An 18,428-nucleotide genomic window follows, 5' to 3' on the forward strand; every position below is an offset into this window, starting at 1 on the left:
CCTTCGGGGCCTTCACGGTCCCTCAGGTTTCTGTCCGCCCCCGAAAGGACAGGCAGGTCGTATCTCGGATTACTGGCCCTTTGCGGGACTCAGACCGAGAAAATGAATGGTGTCATCCGGTCCGCTTCCGCCCATGCGCGCGCCAACGGGCCACGCAGGTTCAGGGTGCGATACCGCGCCACGTCACGCGCCCAGCGCAAACTTGCGAATGGCAACGAAACGAAGAAAATCAACGTGAAATAGACCTGGTACTCAACACTGCGACGGCGGCCGTTACGGCCACGTTCGGGTGGGTTCGATGTCATGTCAGTCATCGGTTCAGTCCTCCTTGTGAACTATTGTGCCCGTATCGGGCGAAAGCGATTGAACGGTCTCAAGAACCACCCGATCCTGCCCTTGGCGAAGGGCGGCGTGCTCGGCAGCATCGCGCAGGGATTTGGCAGCAGAAATTCGGGTCAAGACGGGATGGCTGGCCACGATCCGGTCCAGCTCTCGGCTGGCGTCCGCATCCCATGGAAAATCGCGGCGCAGCGGTGTTGGCGTCGCCTCACCTGCGTCCATCTCGGCGCCCAGCGGCAGAATGTGGAAAAGCGCATCGAACAGCCCGTTGCAGACCTCCTGCAACAGGTAGGTCGCCCCGGCATAGCCCATCATTGGCGTGCCCGTGGCGCGCCGGATCGCGGCCCCGGGAAACGAGGCGGGAATGAACGCAGGGCTTGGCCCATGCCCGCCCGCGGTTTCGGCCAGATACATCTTTTCGTTGATCGACCCCATCAGGATCATCGGGCGTTTCTGTGCGATCATCGCGCGCACTTCTTCGTTGTTGGTCTTCGTCCCGGCACAACGTGCCACCGCAAAGGCGCAAGGCAGGCCCAGATCATTTTCAAGGAAATGCCGGATACCGCGGGCATAGGTTTCGCTTGCCACGATGCCGAAATTCGCCGTGGCAAAAAAATCCTGCGTCACCGAGCGCCACAAATCCCACACCGGCTTCAACGTGGAGTGTTTTTCACGCTCGATAAACGGCTCTGGATCAAGACCCAGCAATTCGCCCAACTTACGCAAGAACAATGTCGTCGACTCAACACCGATGGGCGCTTGCACATAGGGCTTGTCCAGAACCTCGGCCAAACCACGGCCAAACTCGCGATACATGCAGATATTTGCGTCGGCATTCACCAGATCGCGCATCTCAGCCAGATGGGCGCCCAGTGGCAACACCATGTTGACCTCGGCACCGATCCCTTCAACCAGCCGCCGGATCTCGGCCAGATCGCTTGGCATGTTGAATGTGCCATACATCGGCCCAAGGATATTGACGCGCGGGGCGGCCCCCTCTTCGCGTTTCTTCTCTTTGGGCATACGGCCCTTGGTCATCCCGAATTCGGTGAACAGCCAAGTCATCGCCCTGTCGGCGGCCTGCCATTGATCTTCGTCGATGGTGCGCGGCAAGAACCGTTGCAGGTTGGTGCCTTGTGGTGTGACCCCCCCGCCGATCATCTCGGCGATTGACCCCGTGACGACCACCGCCGGCAAGGCTGGGTCCAACGTCCCCCAGGCGCGCTTCATCGCGCCTTCGGTGCCCTCGCGGCCAAGTTCTTCTTCACCAAGGCCGGTGACGACAATGGGCAATTCGTGCGGCGGCAGGGCATCGGTGTAATGTAGTACGCTTGTCACCGGCAGGTTCTCGCAGCCGACCGGCCCATCAATCACGACCTGAAGGCCCTTGACGGCGCAGAAGGCATAGACAGCGCCCCAATAGCCCCCGGCGCGATCGTGGTCTTGGATCAACATGCCAGCCCGCCTTTCTTACCGGCGAAATACCGACGGCATACCGACGTGAGACCGACGCGGGTTTTTGCCCTTTCCCAAGCCATCACATCATCTCCTGCGCCTTGGCGGCGCGCTTTTGTTTTTCCAACTTCTTGAGGTTCAGCGCCCGATAATCCTCGCGTATGTTGGGCTTGCCTTCCCATACGCCCGCGCTGTCACCCGAGCCCACGCCCTCAAAGAATTCGCGCATATGATCCATACGCGCCTTGCCGGCGATGGCAGCATTGACAACCTCGGCCAGACTGCCCGCGCCCGCCGGTCCCATAAGCGGCCGCGCAGAGATCAGGTTTGTGAAGTAAAGCGCTGGAATTCCTTGCTCTTTTGCCTTTTGAACGACAGGTGTCGTGCCGATGGCAAGGTCGGGTTTCACAGCCTCCATTGCGGCGCAATCATCTTCCAATGAGGCGCGGAATTTCACCGTCACCCCCTTGCTGCGCAGCCATTCGGCATCGGCTTCGGACCACGGCGATTTGGCGCAGGCCGTGCCCACATAGGGCACATCCGCCCCACTTTCGATCAGCAGGCGGGCGACCAATAGTTCGCTGCCTTCATAGCCACTCAAGGTAATTGTGCCATTGATTGGAGCCGCCCCAAGCGCGGTCTTGATCACCGGCAGAAACGCATTTTGCGCGTCCGCGATTTTTTCCTGCGGCAAACCAAAAGCTTGGCCGATATTGCTCAACCAATCGGCAGTGCCATCATAGCCCACGGGCGCACTTCCCACGATGGGGCGGCCTGCAGCCTCGAATTCGCGCACGGCGGCGGTATAGAACGGGTGGATCGCCGCCACGGCACCACAATCAAGCGCGGCATAAAGCTCACGCCATTCGCGGCAGGGCACGACCGGCCCGGCGGCAAGGCCCATTGGCGCCAGAATCTGGCCGATCATGACCGGGTCCGCCGGGAACATCTCGCCCAACAGGCTCACTGTGGGCCGATCCGAAACACCCCCCGCAGGGGCGGCCACGGGGCCCGCTTCGCTTTCTTGGCGCGCATAGTTCAGCATCGCGCCTGCCAGCACATCCTTGGCCTCGGCATGGGTGGGGATACCAAACCCCGGCACATCAATGCCGACGATCCGCACCCCATTGATTTCTTTGGGCAAAAGGCGCAGGGGCACACCGCTTGCCGTGGGCACGCAGAGGTTTGTCACCACCACTGCGTCAACGCGATCAGGGTCGGCCAATTCATGCACGCTGTCGCGGATGTCCTCAAATAATTTGCCGGTGACCAGCGATTCCGAGTTGAACGGCACATACCCGACCGAGCGGCGCGCGCCGTAAAAATGACTGACGAAACTCAGCCCGTAAACACAGCAGGCCGAGCCACTCAGCACCGTCGCCACTCGCTTCATCCGCAGGCCGACACGCAGAGAGCCGAACGCGGGACACATGGATTGCGGTTTGTCATGCGGGCCTTGCGGGTAATCCTTGGCGTATTGGTCCAAAATGTCTGACTGCCCCGCCATCCGCGCGGCCTTTTCCATTTCCCCCCCCGAGTGACAGCCAAGCTCCGGCGCACCCGCCGTGTCCGGGGTCGGTTCATCGGACTTGCCCTTGATCACCTCGGCTTCATGGGCGGCATCATATGTGATCTCGTCACTCATGGGGTTCCTTTCATGCGTCGTCATAGATGACTTCGAGCGAGGGCTTGGTTTCGGCATGCTTGCCGCGCATGTCCTCGTCGGTGGCCGGTTCCAGCGTCACGCCGGCCCCGGTGTCCGATCCATCAAAGAGGTCCAGCAGACCGTCCTGATCCAACGGCGCCGGCCGGACTGGCGGGGCCAGTGAAACCGCCTCGGCCAATTCGGCAAACAGGTTGCCCCATTGGCTCTCGGAGGTGCCAACAATCTGATAATTGGCAGATTTCTTGCGCAGATCGTCATCTTGGGGAATGGCGGCCAGCACCGGGATATCGACCGCCTCTGCAAATGCCTGCGCCTCGCCCGAGTGGTCATCCTTGTTCACCACCAACCCCGCGACGCCAACATTGCCCCCCAGCTTGCGGAAATACTCCACCGCCGAGCAAACGTTGTTGGCCACATACAATGACTGTAGATCGTTCGACGCGACCAGGATCACCTTCTGCGCCATGTCGCGGGCAATCGGCAGACCGAAGCCGCCGCAAACCACATCACCTAGGAAATCCAAAAGGACGTAATCGAAATCCCAATCATGAAAGCCCAACTTTTCCAAAAGCTCGAACCCGTGAATGATGCCCCGGCCTCCACAGCCACGGCCCACTTCGGGGCCGCCAAGCTCCATGGCGAAAACACCGCCCCGCTTGAAACAGACATCACCGATCGCGACCTGTTCACCCGCGAGGCTTTTCTTGGTCGAGGTTTCAATGATCGTAGGGCACGCCTTGCCGCCAAAGAGCAAGCTGGTCGTGTCGGATTTCGGATCGCAACCAATCAGCAGGACACGCTTGCCTTGCTCGGCCATCATGTGGCTGAGGTTTGCCAGTGTGAAACTTTTGCCGATGCCACCCTTGCCATAGATCGCGATGATCTGGGTCTTCTGGGTTGGCTCCCCTTCGTGGATCACATCCGCCAGGTCTTCATGCGCTTCCTCTCGTAGACGTTGGTCGAAATCTTTTAGATTAGGTATGTCGTCCTTCACGCGGCGTCCTCCCAATTGAGTATCATTTTCAGGCAAGCAGGGTCTTCAAACGCCGTGCGATAGGCCTTCGGAGCCTGTTCGGCGGGGGCGTTGTGGGTTATCAAACCACCAAGGCTCAACGCGCCGGTTTCGATCAGCGCCGCCGTGGCCTGCAGGTCTTCGGGCGTCCATTCAGCAGCCACCCGGAACCGAGCCTCCTTCATGAAGGCCGGCGGAAACGCAAAGCTCAGGGCCTGCGGGTAAAAGCCCGCCAGAACGATCTCGCCGCCCTTGGCGATGCGCCCCACCAGATCATTGAGAATGTCCGGATTGCCCGATGCGTCATAAATTGCGCGATAATCTTGGCGGGTGTCCTCTTCGGGGTTGATGACCTCATAGCCTTCGGCGCCACTGCACCGGTCGGCTTGGGTTTCCCATACCGTGGGCGCAGGTGCCCCTGCCGCAACGGTCAGCCGCGCCAGAAGACGGCCCAGCACACCGTGCCCCACGATCAAGTCCGGCACGGCCTTGTCCAGCCCGGCCATCGCATGGCGCGCAGTCGCGGCCAGCGCCAAAAGCGCACCTTCTGCCCCTAGCGAAGACTCAATGCGCGTGACGCGCCCCGCATCGGTTACAAGCCGCGACGCGGCGCCACCGAATAGACCATAGGCCTCACTGAAACAATTCGACCCGGGGACGAAAACGGTATCTCCAGCCTTGAAACCCGTCCCTGGTCCGGCCTCCACCACTTCGCCCGCGGCCTCATAGCCGGGCACAAGCGGATAGCCCATGCCAGGAAATGGCGGCATCTTTCCAGACCAAAAAAGCTTTTCGGTGCCCGTGGAAATCCCCGAATGCGCAATATCTACGACAATATCCCCCGCGCCCGGCGCCTTGAGCGCAAGGGTGTCCAAATGAAGATCCTCAGGACCATTCAGGTAGACAGCGCGGGTATGCATGGTCGCCTCCTGTCTGTCTTTCCACCACCCTCAAACGGATTCTGCGGAAATTGGCGGCAGTGCCAGTTGTAAGTCTAACCATACACACCCAGATGTCAATATTTGTTTACACGTTAGATGTATTGGACGTCAGACAGGCTTGACGCAAGTCAGGACGCGCGTCACGTAAGGCCGCCGCGGGCGGGGCTGGCTGGATCCTAGGAACCCGGCCTCTTCGCACAGCTCTGAAATCCGCTCGGGCGATCGCGCCCGTCCGGTACCCATCGCCATGGTATAAAAGGAAAAATAGATGTCTCCCGCGCGCTCGGGGCGCGCCCCGCCCGCCATCGGTTCTGAGATGATCAAAAGCCCGCCCGGCGGAAGCGCATCAAAGGCCTTGGCCAGCAAATCGCGCACCGTCGCATCGTCATGATCATAGAGCACACGGACAAGGGATATGGCATCAGCCCCCTTGGGCAAAGCCCCATCGCGAAACGATCCGGGATGCAGCGAGACACGGCCCAAAATCCCCGATGACGCCAACCGCGACTCAGCAGCCGGAATGACACTCGGCAAATCCACCAGCATGGCGCGCAACCGGCGGTGCCGCCACAGTGCCTCGGACAGGAAAACGCCCGATCCGCCGCCCACGTCCATCACGGTTTCCACCCCACGCAATGACACGGCGCGCAGCGTGTCCTCGGCCACAAGCACTTGCGACTTGGCCATCAGGCCGGAATACCTCAGGGCCTCATCACATGCCACATCGCTGTCCCCACCCAACACATAAGGCCAGAATTGCGCCAGATGCGTCTCGCCCTCACCACGCAAGATTGCGACCGGGTCGGCCATATCCTTGTAGAACGCCGCATTGTGCCGGATCATATCCGTCAGACCCGGCACCCCAAGAATAGCCGCCCCTTTGCGCGCCAGGGAAAAGCGCCCATCCCGCCCACGTTTGAGCAGGCTCAGGGCGGTGCCCGCCCGCAACAAAGCCTCCATTCGGTCATGCGGCACTTGGCGCCCAAGCGCCGCCTCTTCAGCAGTCACAGGGCCACTCAAAAGATCTTGAAGCACCTCCAGCTTGATCAAGGCCAGCAGCACTTGAGAGGCAACAAAGCCTTGCAAAATATCGAAAATCTCGGCGCCATCCCGACGCGCCATGGATCCGATCAGCGGAACATTCGCGGCGAATTTCTGAAATCCGGGCCTTGCCACCAGACGCGCAAACCATCCCCGCCATTGGCTTTTGGGCCGCGCGGCCCGGCCCGGCAGGTCACTGAACGCGGACACCGATCAGACCTGATAGCGTTCAGGTAGCTTGGGCATGATCGCTTGCGCTTGGCGCCGCACCATCTTGGCCAGATCCGCCTCACCCGGGCATGACGGGATCGAGGCGATGGCCCCGGCCAGAATATCCGACAAATGCGCCCTGGCCCCCTTCACTCCAAGTGTGGCAACCGCGTTTGGCCGTCCATGAAGGTCGTCCTGACCCACCGGCTTGCCCAGTGCCTCTTCGTCCAGAAGTGCATCACGCAGATCATCGGCCACCTGAAACGCCTCACCGATCAAAGCCCCAAGATCGCGCCATGGCTCGGGGTCATGACCGGCCGAGATCGCACCCATTTCCGTCGACGCAATAAACAGCGCCGCCGTCTTCGACATATGATAGGCCCTCAGATCAATCGAAGCTTCGCTTTCCCAGCCTTGCCCGGCGCAAATGCCGCCCGGCATGCCCGACCGCTGCGACAGCGACAGAACCAGCTGCGCCGCGCGCAGGTTTGCATCTTCTGCCCGCCCCGCCCGCACGAGGATTTCAAACGCCAGCATAATAAGGCTATCGCCGGTCAAAACCGCCAAAGGCTCGGAATAGGCCCGATGCACCGTAGGCTTGCCGCGCCGGGTATCGGCATCGTCGAAACAGGGCAGATCATCATGCACCAGACTGGCGCAGTGGATCAATTCCAGCGCGGCTGCCGCCGCATCACTCATCGCCGGGCAATCATCGCCACAGGCGCCAGCCACCGACAGAAGGATCGTCGGCCGTATCCGCGCGCCTCCGGGCAAAATTGCGTAACTCAAGGCTTGGCTCAATTTGGCCGGGGCTGTCTCGACCTGCACGCGGCCAAGCGCGCGCGCCAAGGCGCTGTCAATCCGGTCGGATAGATGCATTTCACCCTCCTTGAAGTGATCCGTGTCATACATTAATGACATCTATAATGTAAATTACACTGGACACTTTTATCGAACGAGTCAACACTCGAGCCATGACATCCAAGGCTTCCTCCGGATCTGCGGGATCGCGCGCAATCGTGATTGGCGCGGGCGTCGCGGGCCTTGCTGCAGCAGCGCGTCTTGCGCAGGCAGGTCTGCACGTCACCGTGTTGGAACGCCATTCCGCCCCCGGCGGTCGCATGCGTACCCTGCCCTCGGCGGCTGGCCCTTTGGATGCGGGACCGACCGTTCTGACCATGCGCGCGGTCTTTGACGACCTGTTCCAGACCCTCGGAACGCGGCTTGAGGATCATATCACGCTTATCCCCCAGCATTGCATCGCGCGGCATTTCTGGCCGGACGGCAGCACGCTGGACCTGTTTGATGACGAGACCAGGAACACCGAAGCTATCCACGCCTTTGCCGGAGCGCGCGCCGCCAAGCAATTTCGCAAGTTCGCACATCGCGCACGCCGGTTGTTCGAGGGCTTCGATGCGCCGATGATGCAGGCCCCCGCCCCGTCCTTGCCCGGGCTTGCAATGCATGTTGCGGCCCGGCCATGGCTGATACCGGACATGGCCCCGACGGCGACACTCGCGCAATTGCTTGATCGCAGTTTTGATGACTCGCGGCTTGCGCAGCTTTTTGGCCGCTACGCGACCTATATAGGCGGCTCACCCTATGAAGTGCCCGCGCTCCTCTCGCTTATTTGGCAGGCCGAGGCGGCGGGGGTCTGGGCCGTCAAAGGCGGCATGCACCAATTGGCCTGTGCGCTGCAATCGCTCGCCAACAGCAAGGGAGTGCATTTTCACTATGACGCGGATGTCTCTGACATCATGGTCCACGCAGGTGATGCCACTGGTGTTCGACTGACAGACGGAACCATCCATACCTCCGATATCATTGTTTTCAATGGCGATCCCCGCGCCTTGGCCACCGGTCTTTTGGGCAAACCCGCAACCTCTGTGGCGCCACAAACCAAACGCATCCCGCGCAGTCTTTCGGCCGAAGTCTGGGCCTTTGCGGCAACACCCAATGGCCCCGATTTGGCCTATCACAATGTGTTTTTCCGCGATCAGGCGAAACCTGAATTCGATGCCATCGCCCAAGGCCGCCTTGTGCCTGACCCTACCCTTTATATCTGCGCGCAGGATCGCGCGACCGGCGCGGCCCCACCGCCAGTTGAACGGTTCGAGATCATTGCCAACGCCGCCCCCCTGACTGACATGCAGACACCCGAGGAGTTTTCCCGATGCCAGACTCGCAGCTTCCAGACGCTGGCCAAATTCGGCCTGACCTTCGATCCGATACCGCAGAGCCCAGCGCTGACCACGCCGCAGGGCTTCGACACCCTTTTTCCGGCGACGGCAGGTTCCCTCTACGGGCAGAGCCCACATGGCACGACCGCAACTTTTCAGAGGCCCACGGCCCGGACACCGATCAAGGGGCTGTATCTGGTCGGGGGCGGGACGCATCCGGGGGCGGGTGTGCCGATGGCAGCCCTCTCCGCGCGGCACGCGGCCGAGGCGATCTTGAGCGACCGAACTTCAACATCGCGGTCCCGCCAAACGGATACGCATGGTGGTATATCGACGGGATCAGTGACGGCGGCGGGCGATCGCTAAGCATCATCGCCTTCATCGGTTCGGTGTTTTCACCTTGGTATGCATGGTCAGGGCGGCGCGCGCCGGAAAACAACGTCTGCATCAACGTGGCCACCTATGGCCCCGGAGGGCGCTTCACCATGACCGATCGGGGCCAAAGCGCCCTGCGCCAATCGCCGGATCACTTTACGGTTGGCCCCTCATCCTTGCACTGGACTGGCGAAGAGCTGGTGATTGCCATCAACGAAATCGGCTCACCGCCCTTGGTCTTGCGGGTGCGGGGCACAATCAGGGTGCGCCCCACGGCGCTGACCTCGGTGGAATTGCCGCTGACCGAGGATGGCGCGCATATCTGGCGCCCCTTCGCGCCGACCTGCTCAATCCGTGTCGACCTTGAGGCACAGGGTTGGCAATGGGATGGGCATGGCTATTTCGATGCCAACTTTGGCACGCGCGCCCTTGAACAAGACTTCAGCTATTGGACATGGGGGCGTTTTCCCACCGGGCGCGGCTCCACCTGCTTTTACGATGCCAAACGGCTTGATGGCTCCGAACTTGGGGTCGGTGTTCAATTTGACGATTGCGGCCATGCCAAAGCCATCACGCCACCCCCAAAGGCGCGGTTGAAACGCAGCCTTTGGGCCCTGCGCCGTGAAATCCGCGCCGATTCCGGGGCGCAGCCCGAACAAGTTCAAAGCATGCTGGATGCGCCATTCTACAGCCGCGCAACGGTAAAAACCCGGATCAACGGTGAGGACACGGTCGGCGTGCACGAAGCGCTTGATCTCAAACGCTTTCGCTCGCCACTGCTCAAGCCGATGCTTGCCGTGCGCGTGCCGCGCCGGAACCGCTGGCGCTTTGATTAGCTTTCGGAGGGTGCGGCGGCCGCATCGGGGTTCAAACGCAGTACCGACAGGTTCAGGGCCCCAGCAACGCTGACCCAAACCAGATACGGGATGAACAACGCACCGGCCAACCAATCCACCATCCAAAGCGCGACCATCGTCGCCGCGACCGACACCCATAGCCCAACCAGCACAATCAAGCCAAGGCGCATGTTGCGCAGGCCGAAAAATACAGGCGTCCACAGACCGTTCAGCGCGATTTGCAAAGACCAAAGCGCCATGGCCAAACCATTGTCGGGGCTGATTGCGGCGCGGGCGCCTGCCGTCGCCATACAAATATAAAGGGTGGTCCAGGCCACAGGGAACAGCCAATTGGGTGGGGTCCAGCTGGGTTTGTTCAACCGCTTATACCACGCCCCGGGCGGAAACAGGCCGCCGGTGCTACCCGCTGCGAAACAAGCCGCCAAGAAAATCGCGAAATAGACCCAAATCATGCCGTGACACTACCTTCCGCAGCAGGTTGCTTCAATGCCTCATTGCGTGCGGCATCCTGCGCCTTGAGACCGGCCATGGTCTCATAGAGCGTATCGCTCCAGTCATTCACAGGCACAGTTTCCTCCGCGGCCGCCTCGACCAGAAACGCCGTTTCGGGCGAAGGCTGCGCAAAGATCACCGGCGATGTTGGCATGACAACGCTACCCGCCGCACGTAGGCCAGACAGGCACAACCACCCAATTTTTTGCGCCCCATTGGTGCGGGCCCGCGCCGAGATCGAATCACATCCAGCACGGCGCAACTGACCTCCAATCCCCGCGTAGATATAGCGCGCCGCAAAAATGCCCGGACGACACGAAAGCGGCAAGGCTGCGATTCCGGCCTCGGACCGAGCATAAAGCTCATCCGCCTCATGCAACAACCGTTTCACCAGTTGGGCGACAACCGGCGTCGGGCGCGGCGACTCAAGAAAGGCCTCTGGCGCAAGCCCCGCCTCCTCCATCCAGTCTGTGGGCAGGTACAGGCGCCCCTCACGGGCGTCTTCGCCGACATCGCGGGCAATGTTGGTCAACTGCATCGCCACACCCAAATCACTGGCCCGCGCCAGCGCATTTTGGTCGCGCACTCGCATCAAAACGCACATCATCACACCCACGGCCGAGGCAACGCGGGCCGCGTAACTGCGCAACTCAGACAGGGTCGCGTACCGTGTCTCCATCGCGTCCCAAGCCAAACCTTCCAAAAGCGCCTCTGGCAAGGCGCGCGGCATGTCGTAATCTTCGATGATGGCGGCAAAGGCGCGATCGGCCGGTGAATTGCGCGGCTTGCCCGCATAGGCCAGATCCAACCGCTCGTGCAGGCGCAAGACGGCGCTGGCCTTTTCGGGCTGCAAGTCCACTGCGTCATCCGCCAGACGGCAAAAGGCATAAAGCGCCAAGGCCGGATTGCGCACATGGGCCGGCAACAGGCGCGATGCGGCGTGAAACGACAATGACCCATGCCGTATCGCCGCCTCGCAATGCGCCATATCCTGCGGGGCGATCATCTTTCGGCCACCGTTTCCGGGTCGGGCACCAGGCTATCCAACACCTCGGCGCTGGAAATCACCCCCGGCAGTCCGGCCCCCGGGTGCGTCCCCGCGCCCACCAGATACAGACCTTCTGCCTCCTCGCTCACGTTATGCGGCCGGAACCATGCACTCTGCAAAATCCGCGGCTCGATCGAGAACCCCGAGCCATGAGGACTCAGGTATCGGTCCCGAAAGGTTTCCGGCGTGAACACGGTTGAGGCCGTCAGGTGATCACCCAAGCCGGGCAATAGCTGATCCTCCAGAACCTTTTGCACCTTCTGACGATATCCCTCTGCCGCTTCGGTCCAATCCACCGGGTCATCATGGCCCAGATGCGGCACGGGGCTGAGGGCATAAAATGTATCGCCACCCTCGGGTGCGACACTGGGATCAGTCACACTGGGGCGATGCACGTAAAGGCTCATGTCGTCAGACAGATGCCCGTTGATAAAGATATCACGCACAAGCCCCTTGTAACGCGGCCCATTAAGGATGGTGTGATGCCCCACCTCGGGCCAAAGGTCTTTGGTGTTGCGGGTGCCGAAGTACCAAACGAAAAGCCCCATGGACCAGCGCGAGCGCTTCAACTTTTGAGGCGTCCACCGCTTGCGCCGGTCATTTCGCAACAGCCGATCATAGGTGTGGCCCGCATCGGCATTGGAAACCACGACCTTGGCCGTCAGGATTTCTCCGGTCGTCAGGCGCACACCCCTTGCGCGCCCCTTGTCCAGAAGGATCTCATCGACCTCGGCGTTCTGAATCACCTGGCCGCCCTGATCCTCGATCGCCTTGACCATGGCCCGCGCGATGGCATCCACGCCGCCCATCGCATAATGGACGCCAAATTCTTTCTCCAAGTGACTGACAAGGGTGTACATCGAGGTCACGTTGAAAGGATCGCCGCCGATGAACAGCGGATGAAACGACAACGCCATACGCAGGCGTTCGTCCTTCACACGCCGCGCCGCGTGCCCATAGACCGAGCGATCTGCGCGCAGCCATGCGAATTTGGGCAAGACTTTCAGCAAATCGGGGAATCTGTGCATGCTGCGGCGGCCCAGATCTTCAAATCCGAACCAATAGCGCCGCTCGCTGTCTTTGAGGAACGTGTCATAGCCCGCCACATCCATGGGCGAAAGCCGCGCCACTTCCGCGCGCATCGCATCGCTGTCTTTGCGCGCCGCAAACCGGCTGCCATCCGGCCAGCGTATCTCGTAGAATGGATCAAGCGGGCGCAGATCCACCTCGGCGTCAAAGTCCCGGCCGCACGCAGCCCACAGGCCGCGAAATATCTGCGGAACCGTCACAATCGTCGGGCCAAGATCAAATCGATGACCGTTTTCCCAAATCGCCGATCCGCGGCCCCCGGGGCCATCAAGGCGGTCCAGAACAATCACCTGATACCCGCGCGCGCCCAATCGCATCGCCGAGGCCAAGCCCCCCAAACCGGCACCAATGACGACCGCGCGAGGTGGCATGGCCTCACTTGCCTTTTGCTTCAGGCCTGGATCAAGACGTGTCAACATTATGCAACCCTACACATGTCTAACTTAATTGACAATTGGACAATATACCTCTTTCGCAAGAGCGAAATGCATGTCAATCTTGGCTAACGAACACCAAGGAGTGCCGATATACAAACCGTAAGCATCAGCTTTTTCCGTTTCCCACCAGGGCTGTCGCGGCTCTGGGCGCTTGGCATGATGGGCGCGGCGCGGCTGGCGCTTCCACACGTTCCGGGAATCGGATTCTGGAGACTTTGCGGATCAGGCACCGGCGAGGGCTTCACGCCAATTCCCAACACGGCGGTCTATGCGATCCTCGCAACATGGCCCGACCTCGAGACAGCGCAGACACAAACCCAGAACGCATCGATCTTTCGTCGCTATCAGGCCAAAGCCTGCGAAAGCTGGACAGTTTTTCTGGCCCCGGTGTCGGCACGAGGGCAATGGGCCGGCGAGGCCCCGTTCACACCCGAAGGCAGCGCGCCCAAAGGGCCCCTTGCAGCGCTGACGCGCGCCACGGTGCGGCCGCTAAAGGCGCTGCGTTTCTGGAAACGCGTGCCAGATATCAGCACCGTCATCGGCAGCGATCGCAATGTCGCCTTCAAGATTGGGATTGGCGAACTGCCGCTTTTGCATCAAATCACCTTTTCCATTTGGCCCAACAGCCAAAGCATGGCCGATTTCGCCCGTGCCAATGGCCCTCATGCCCGCGCCATCCAGGCGGTACGCGAGGGCGATTGGTTCCGCGAAGAGCTTTATGCCCGCTTTCGGGTCCTCGGCGATCACGGCACGTGGCACGGCCAAAGCCCCCTTTCCAACTTGAATATAAAGACATGAAGCCATGAAGACTCCCTTTCCCTTCTCCGCCATCGTCGGCCAGGAACAGATGAAACGCGCCATGATCCTCACTGCGATCGACCCGGGTATCGGCGGTGTTCTGGTATTCGGGGATCGTGGCACCGGGAAATCCACCGCCGTGCGCGCCTTGGCCGCCCTCTTGCCGCCGATCAGCGTGGTGCGCGGCTGTCCGGTGAATTCCTCTGACCCTGCCGATTGCCCGGATTGGGCGCATGCCAGCGAAACCGATCTGGTTGAACGGCCGACACCGGTTGTCGATCTGCCCCTTGGCGTGACCGAGGATCGTGTGACTGGCGCTTTGGATATCGAACGCGCCCTCACCCGAGGTGAAAAGGCGTTCGAGCCGGGCCTGCTGGCCCGCGCCAACCGTGGCTATCTTTATATCGACGAAGTCAATCTGCTTGAAGATCATATCGTCGATCTGCTGCTCGACGTGGCGCAATCCGGCCTCAATGCCGTGGAACGCGAGGGGCTTTCGATCCGCCACGATGCACGCTTCGTGCTTGTCGGCTCCGGCAACCCCGAAGAAGGCGAGTTGCGCCCGCAGCTTCTTGATCGCTTCGGCCTGTCGGTTGAAGTGACCTCTCCCGACACGATTGACGAGCGTATCGAAGTGATCCGTCGCCGTACGGCCTTTGAAAATGAGACCGATCACTTTCTGGCGCGTTGGCAGGCCGAAGATGCCACGCTGCGCGAGTCGATCCTTGCCGCCCGCGCAGCCCTGTCGAACACCGAAACGCCCGACAACATCTTGCGCGATTGCGCGCAGCTATCCATGACACTGGGGGCCGATGGGCTGCGCGGTGAACTGACTCTGCTGCGTGCCGCCCGCGCCTATGCCGCCTTCAGTAGCGCAGAGCAGATCACCCGCGATCACCTGCGCAGCATCGCCCCTATCGCGCTCAGCCACCGATTGCGGCGCGACCCATTGGACGAGGCAGGCTCGGTCGCGCGTGTGAGCCGCGCGGTCGTGGATGTCTTGGGATGATGGCCGACGCGCCGCAGTCTTGGGCGCGGGCCATGCGCGCCATGGCCGCGCTGGCCGTTGACCCCGGCGCGCTCAAGGGGCTGACGCTTCGCGCCCGTGCAGGGCCAGTGCGTCAAACCGCCGAGGCCGCATTATCCAAGCTTCCAGGACGGCAACACCGCATTCATCCCAGCCTTACGGACACACAACTGTTCGGTGGCCTCAACATTTCGGCCTCGCTCTCCGAAGGTCGTTTGGTGAAGGACAAGGGGTTGGCCGACCGGCCCGCCACACTTATTCTGCCCATGGCCGAGCGCTGCCCCCCCGGCCTTGCAATTCGGCTTGGGCAATTGCTGGATGCGGGCCTCGGTCACGCCCTGATTCTTCTCGACGAAGGGGCCGAGCCCGAGGAAGAGGGGCACGCGGCGCTACAAGACCGCCTTGCCTTTCACGTCGATCTCAACGGCTTGCGTTGGTCCGAGGTATCCGTGCGCCTGCCCGCCCCGGCAGACATCGAGGCGGCGCGCAGCCACCTCATGCGGATCGCGCTACCCGAAGGTGCAATTCAAAGCCTGACGGTTTTGGCCACCCGGTTTGGTATCGACAGCCTGCGTGCCCCACTAATGGCCGTGTCCACTGCCCGCGCTCTCGCCGCGCTTGACCATGCCGACACCGTGACAGAGGCGCATCTGAGCGAAGCCGCCGAACTTGTTTATCCCGTCCGCGCAACGCACCTGCCGCAGGAGCCGGACCAGGATGATACATCGCAAGAGGCCGAAACACCCCCCGACGAAGGTCACAGCTCGGACGGCGACGGAACCACCCCGAACACCCTGCCCGACGACTTGATGATCGAGGCCGTGGCGGCGCTGCTTCCTGATGGCCTGCTGGATCGTGTCAGCGCAAAAACCCGCAGCGCCCAACCGCTGTCGGGCGGCGGCGCGGGCGCGCGGCGGCGGGGTAACCGCACAGGCCGCCCCCTTCCCTCGCGGCCCGGTCATCCGGATGGCCGCGCGCGGATTGATGTGATTGCCACCCTGCGCGCCGCCGTTCCATGGCAGGCTCTGCGCCCCAAACGCGGCGATGCACGGATCATCATCTACCCCTCAGACATCCGCCTGCGCCATTACGAGGATCGCTCTGATCGCTTGGTGATCTTTATCGTCGATGCCTCCGGATCGGCCGCGATGGCCCGCTTGGCCGAGGCCAAAGGCGCAGTTGAACTGCTTCTGGGTCAGGCCTATGCCCGCCGCGATCACGTGGCCTTGGTGGCGTTTCGCGGCACCGGGGCTGAAACTCTTCTGCCTCCGACCCGCTCGTTGGTGCAAGCCAAGCGCCGCCTAGCGGCCCTGCCTGGTGGTGGCGGCACGCCGCTTGCCGCCGGACTTGAGGCCGCCGCCCAGCTTGCAGAACAAGCGCGCTCTCGCGGGCTCAGCCCCACCTTCGCCCTGCTGACCGATGGCCGCGCCAATATCGCCTTGGATGGTGCTGCTGGCCGTGCGCAAGCGCAAAGCGACGCGGCGAACCGCGCCGCGCAACTGGGCGCGCTGACGCTTCAAGGCTGCGTCATCGACACCGCCCCACGGCCCGGCCCCGAAGCTACCAATCTGGCGCGCGCGCTTGGGGTGGCATCCATTAGCTTGCCACGCGCTGATGCACAGCGCCTGTCCCAAGCTATTGAAACGGAACTGGACCGTTAAGGATATGGATTGGGCCCGCGACCTTCCCACTTGGCCTAACCACGCCGCCTCTCGTCGGCTTCGGGTGCGCCCGCATGAGTGGCACATCCAAGAAATGGGCGATGGCCCCACACTGCTTTTGCTGCACGGCGCGGGCGCCTCCACGCACACATGGCGCGATATCCTGCCACGACTTGCCGAAACCCATCACGTCGTGGCGCTTGATCTGCCCAGTCAGGGTTTCACACAGGCCGGCACCCTTCGACGATGCAGCCTTGATCGGATGGCCGAGGATATCGCCGCTCTCTGCGTGTCGCAAAACTGGAGTCTTCGCGCCATCATCGGACATTCCGCAGGGGCTGCCCTTGCGCTTCGCTTGTCGGAAATCATGAGCGAGGAGGCCCGCCCGGGCCTGATCCTGGGACTCAACCCGGCGCTTGGGAACTTTGAAGGGGTCGCCGGATGGTTATTCCCGGTGCTCGCCAAATTCTTGGCGCTCAACCCGCTGACCTCATATCTCTTTGCTGGCGGCTCTCCGCAGATCAAGCGCACAAGACGCATAATCGAAAGCACTGGCTCCCATCTGGATCAAGACGGCCTTACCCTGTACGCCCGCCTGATCGCCGACCGCGCACATGTCGAGGCCACATTGCAGATGATGTCGCAATGGCAAATCGACCCATTGCTCAACCGTCTGGAAACAATCGAAACTCCATGCCACTTCATGACCGGCGACCGTGATCGCGCGGTGCCCCCAGAAACAGCCAAAACCGCGGCGGCACGCCTGCCCAATTGCGGCATGACTAACTTGCCCAATCTAGGCCACCTCGCTCATGAAGAACAGCCAGAGCTGATATCGCAGCTTCTTATCGAACACCTTTCGGCACTCGAACAATAGGTCGCCACACAGCACCTGTCAGGTTTTTGTGCCGCACTAAATTCTAATTTTAGCCACCTTCTCATCCGACCGATTTACCGATGTTCTGCGCCACCGAGCGCCGGAGCTGATCGAACAGGCGATCCAGCCCGAACTGGACAGGCTCATGGCTAGCTTTTCTGGGGAAACGCTCGAAGATGGTATTGCAAAGAGAGAGACCCATCAGCGGCAACGTCAACTTGCCCCACCGCGAGACGATCGAACCAGACGGGGACAGAAGCCTTCACTGGTAGTCTCCGAGATCATAGCCCTCAGATGGTGGTTCGGAACTGGGTGGAGTCGCGTTTACCTCGTCCGCGATCAACACCGCGAGGGGCACGCGGAGGGCATCAGCGATCCGGGCAAGCGTGGTCAGCCGCGGATCGCGTTTTCCAGTTTCGATCAGGGAGAGCGCCGGTGCGCTGATGCCGGTCAAGCGCGCCAGCTGCTCCAAGCTTAAACCCTGCCCGGCACGCATCTCACGGATCCGGCGACCCGCATCTTCTAGGAGCGTTTTCTCAGCATTATCGGACATCTTGGCATCCTTACCCTTTTCGGTAAGAGTACGGACCGCAGGTGTAACTTTCAAGTTATTTTATCGTAAACGGTAATGAGCTAGCGCTGAATGCATCCCGAAGACTATTCTTATCGAATAGGGTAAGTCTACTGGAAGGAGCAAATTGGCAGTTTTGACTGCTTAAATGCCGTCGAGTGCGGGCCGATGCATACCGGTGAGGGCGAGTACATGCGAATCCGGCTTTTCCAAAGCGGTGTTGATGTAGCGTTGATGTAGAACGCAAAAAGCCCAATGGCATTGACATACCACCGGCTTAAGCGTTTGATTTATTTTGGAATAATTGGTTGCGGGAGTAGGATTTGAACCTACGACCTTCAGGTTATGAGCC

General features: G+C 61.2%; 19 protein-coding genes. 6 read left to right on the plus strand and 13 right to left on the minus strand.

The features are described 5' to 3' along the window. Positions 1 to 89: 89 nt before the first annotated feature. The 7 genes from pufQ to HAT86_RS10850 all read right to left on the minus strand — a co-directional run bounded on the left by pufQ (position 90) and on the right by HAT86_RS10850 (position 7,543). Positions 90 to 314: a cytochrome PufQ gene (pufQ, locus tag HAT86_RS10820; protein WP_167197178.1), complete on the minus strand. Its 225-nt coding sequence runs from the start codon at positions 312 to 314 to the stop codon at positions 90 to 92. A 4-nt stretch (positions 315 to 318) separates the two neighbouring features. After that, complete coding sequence (bchZ, locus tag HAT86_RS10825) at positions 319 to 1,794, minus strand: chlorophyllide a reductase subunit Z (protein WP_167197181.1); 1,476 nt, start codon at positions 1,792 to 1,794, stop codon at positions 319 to 321. Between the two features lie 82 nt (positions 1,795 to 1,876). Beyond that, positions 1,877 to 3,439 (minus strand): chlorophyllide a reductase subunit Y, encoded by a 1,563-nt coding sequence (bchY, locus tag HAT86_RS10830; RefSeq protein WP_167197184.1) that lies wholly within the window; start codon positions 3,437 to 3,439, stop codon positions 1,877 to 1,879. A gap of 10 nt (positions 3,440 to 3,449) precedes the next feature. Next, complete coding sequence (locus tag HAT86_RS10835) at positions 3,450 to 4,454, minus strand: chlorophyllide a reductase iron protein subunit X (protein ID WP_167197187.1); 1,005 nt, start codon at positions 4,452 to 4,454, stop codon at positions 3,450 to 3,452. Then, positions 4,451 to 5,392: a chlorophyll synthesis pathway protein BchC gene (bchC, locus tag HAT86_RS10840; RefSeq protein WP_167197190.1), complete on the minus strand. Its 942-nt coding sequence runs from the start codon at positions 5,390 to 5,392 to the stop codon at positions 4,451 to 4,453. Before bchC ends, HAT86_RS10835 begins: the two co-directional genes overlap by 4 nt. A gap of 129 nt (positions 5,393 to 5,521) precedes the next feature. Further along, complete coding sequence (locus HAT86_RS10845; protein ID WP_331272537.1) at positions 5,522 to 6,664, minus strand: methyltransferase; 1,143 nt, start codon at positions 6,662 to 6,664, stop codon at positions 5,522 to 5,524. Between the two features lie 3 nt (positions 6,665 to 6,667). Continuing rightward, positions 6,668 to 7,543, minus strand: coding sequence for a polyprenyl synthetase family protein (locus HAT86_RS10850; RefSeq protein ID WP_196780591.1), 876 nt, complete (start codon positions 7,541 to 7,543; stop codon positions 6,668 to 6,670). A 95-nt stretch (positions 7,544 to 7,638) separates the two neighbouring features. Here HAT86_RS10850 and crtD point away from each other — a divergent pair, with 95 nt between their 5' ends. Next, a complete protein-coding gene (gene crtD / locus HAT86_RS10855; protein WP_167197193.1) occupies positions 7,639 to 9,210 on the plus strand; it encodes a 1-hydroxycarotenoid 3,4-desaturase CrtD in 1,572 nt (523 codons plus the stop codon). Beyond that, on the plus strand, positions 9,183 to 10,055 hold the full coding sequence (crtC, locus tag HAT86_RS10860) for a carotenoid 1,2-hydratase (protein WP_331272538.1): 873 nt from the start codon (positions 9,183 to 9,185) through the stop codon (positions 10,053 to 10,055). The genes crtD and crtC overlap by 28 nt, the downstream gene beginning before the upstream one ends. Here the strand turns inward: crtC and tspO are convergent. The 3 genes from tspO to HAT86_RS10875 are packed head-to-tail and all read right to left on the minus strand — an operon-like array spanning position 10,052 to position 13,124. Next, complete coding sequence (gene tspO, locus HAT86_RS10865) at positions 10,052 to 10,528, minus strand: tryptophan-rich sensory protein TspO (RefSeq protein ID WP_167197196.1); 477 nt, start codon at positions 10,526 to 10,528, stop codon at positions 10,052 to 10,054. The genes crtC and tspO overlap by 4 nt on opposite strands. Beyond that, the gene (gene crtB / locus HAT86_RS10870) at positions 10,525 to 11,574 is read right to left on the minus strand and encodes a 15-cis-phytoene synthase (protein ID WP_167197199.1); all 1,050 of its coding nucleotides are present in this window, start codon (positions 11,572 to 11,574) and stop codon (positions 10,525 to 10,527) included. The genes tspO and crtB overlap by 4 nt, the downstream gene beginning before the upstream one ends. Further along, complete coding sequence (locus HAT86_RS10875; protein WP_167197202.1) at positions 11,571 to 13,124, minus strand: phytoene desaturase; 1,554 nt, start codon at positions 13,122 to 13,124, stop codon at positions 11,571 to 11,573. The genes crtB and HAT86_RS10875 overlap by 4 nt, the downstream gene beginning before the upstream one ends. Positions 13,125 to 13,232: 108 nt before the next feature. Here HAT86_RS10875 and crtA point away from each other — a divergent pair, with 108 nt between their 5' ends. From crtA to bchO, 4 genes are read left to right on the plus strand one after another with little or no spacing between them, the layout of a single operon-like run. Next, positions 13,233 to 13,940 (plus strand): spheroidene monooxygenase, encoded by a 708-nt coding sequence (gene crtA / locus HAT86_RS10880; RefSeq protein WP_167197235.1) that lies wholly within the window; start codon positions 13,233 to 13,235, stop codon positions 13,938 to 13,940. A 4-nt stretch (positions 13,941 to 13,944) separates the two neighbouring features. Then, positions 13,945 to 14,949 (plus strand): magnesium chelatase ATPase subunit I, encoded by a 1,005-nt coding sequence (gene bchI, locus HAT86_RS10885; RefSeq protein ID WP_167197205.1) that lies wholly within the window; start codon positions 13,945 to 13,947, stop codon positions 14,947 to 14,949. Beyond that, positions 14,949 to 16,628: a magnesium chelatase subunit D gene (locus HAT86_RS10890; RefSeq protein ID WP_167197238.1), complete on the plus strand. Its 1,680-nt coding sequence runs from the start codon at positions 14,949 to 14,951 to the stop codon at positions 16,626 to 16,628. The genes bchI and HAT86_RS10890 overlap by 1 nt, the downstream gene beginning before the upstream one ends. Before the next feature lie 4 nt (positions 16,629 to 16,632). After that, positions 16,633 to 17,505, plus strand: coding sequence for an alpha/beta fold hydrolase BchO (gene bchO, locus HAT86_RS10895; RefSeq protein WP_167197208.1), 873 nt, complete (start codon positions 16,633 to 16,635; stop codon positions 17,503 to 17,505). Between the two features lie 61 nt (positions 17,506 to 17,566). Here bchO and HAT86_RS10900 read toward each other — a convergent pair whose 3' ends face one another. From HAT86_RS10900 to HAT86_RS16870, 3 genes are all read right to left on the minus strand, one after another. Next, on the minus strand, positions 17,567 to 17,722 hold the full coding sequence (locus HAT86_RS10900; protein ID WP_167197211.1) for a hypothetical protein: 156 nt from the start codon (positions 17,720 to 17,722) through the stop codon (positions 17,567 to 17,569). A 45-nt stretch (positions 17,723 to 17,767) separates the two neighbouring features. Then, entirely contained in the window at positions 17,768 to 18,058 is a 291-nt protein-coding gene (locus HAT86_RS10905) for a helix-turn-helix domain-containing protein (protein WP_167197213.1), read from the minus strand. Positions 18,059 to 18,220: 162 nt separating this feature from the next. Then, positions 18,221 to 18,428: hypothetical protein (locus HAT86_RS16870; protein WP_231125886.1), on the minus strand; the 208-nt coding region annotated here is incomplete at its 5' end.

The sequence above is a fragment of the Roseovarius gahaiensis genome (assembly GCF_011601345.1).
GTDB lineage: Bacteria > Pseudomonadota > Alphaproteobacteria > Rhodobacterales > Rhodobacteraceae > Roseovarius > Roseovarius gahaiensis.

Excerpts from the sequence above, each read along its gene's own strand:
- bchI (WP_167197205.1), top strand. The coding sequence starts at position 13,945 with ATGAAGACTCCCTTTCCCTTCTCCGCCATCGTCGGCCAGGAACAGATG.
- crtB (WP_167197199.1), bottom strand. The coding sequence starts at position 11,574 with ATGATCGCCCCGCAGGATATGGCGCATTGCGAGGCGGCGATACGGCAT.
- bchO (WP_167197208.1), top strand. The coding sequence starts at position 16,633 with ATGGATTGGGCCCGCGACCTTCCCACTTGGCCTAACCACGCCGCCTCT.
- HAT86_RS10905 (WP_167197213.1), bottom strand. The coding sequence starts at position 18,058 with ATGTCCGATAATGCTGAGAAAACGCTCCTAGAAGATGCGGGTCGCCGG.
- crtD (WP_167197193.1), top strand. The coding sequence starts at position 7,639 with ATGACATCCAAGGCTTCCTCCGGATCTGCGGGATCGCGCGCAATCGTG.
- HAT86_RS10890 (WP_167197238.1), top strand. The coding sequence starts at position 14,949 with ATGGCCGACGCGCCGCAGTCTTGGGCGCGGGCCATGCGCGCCATGGCC.
- bchY (WP_167197184.1), bottom strand. The coding sequence starts at position 3,439 with ATGAGTGACGAGATCACATATGATGCCGCCCATGAAGCCGAGGTGATC.
- bchC (WP_167197190.1), bottom strand. The coding sequence starts at position 5,392 with ATGCATACCCGCGCTGTCTACCTGAATGGTCCTGAGGATCTTCATTTG.
- pufQ (WP_167197178.1), bottom strand. The coding sequence starts at position 314 with ATGACTGACATGACATCGAACCCACCCGAACGTGGCCGTAACGGCCGC.
- HAT86_RS10850 (WP_196780591.1), bottom strand. The coding sequence starts at position 7,543 with ATGCATCTATCCGACCGGATTGACAGCGCCTTGGCGCGCGCGCTTGGC.
- HAT86_RS10875 (WP_167197202.1), bottom strand. The coding sequence starts at position 13,124 with ATGTTGACACGTCTTGATCCAGGCCTGAAGCAAAAGGCAAGTGAGGCC.
- tspO (WP_167197196.1), bottom strand. The coding sequence starts at position 10,528 with ATGATTTGGGTCTATTTCGCGATTTTCTTGGCGGCTTGTTTCGCAGCG.
- bchZ (WP_167197181.1), bottom strand. The coding sequence starts at position 1,794 with ATGTTGATCCAAGACCACGATCGCGCCGGGGGCTATTGGGGCGCTGTC.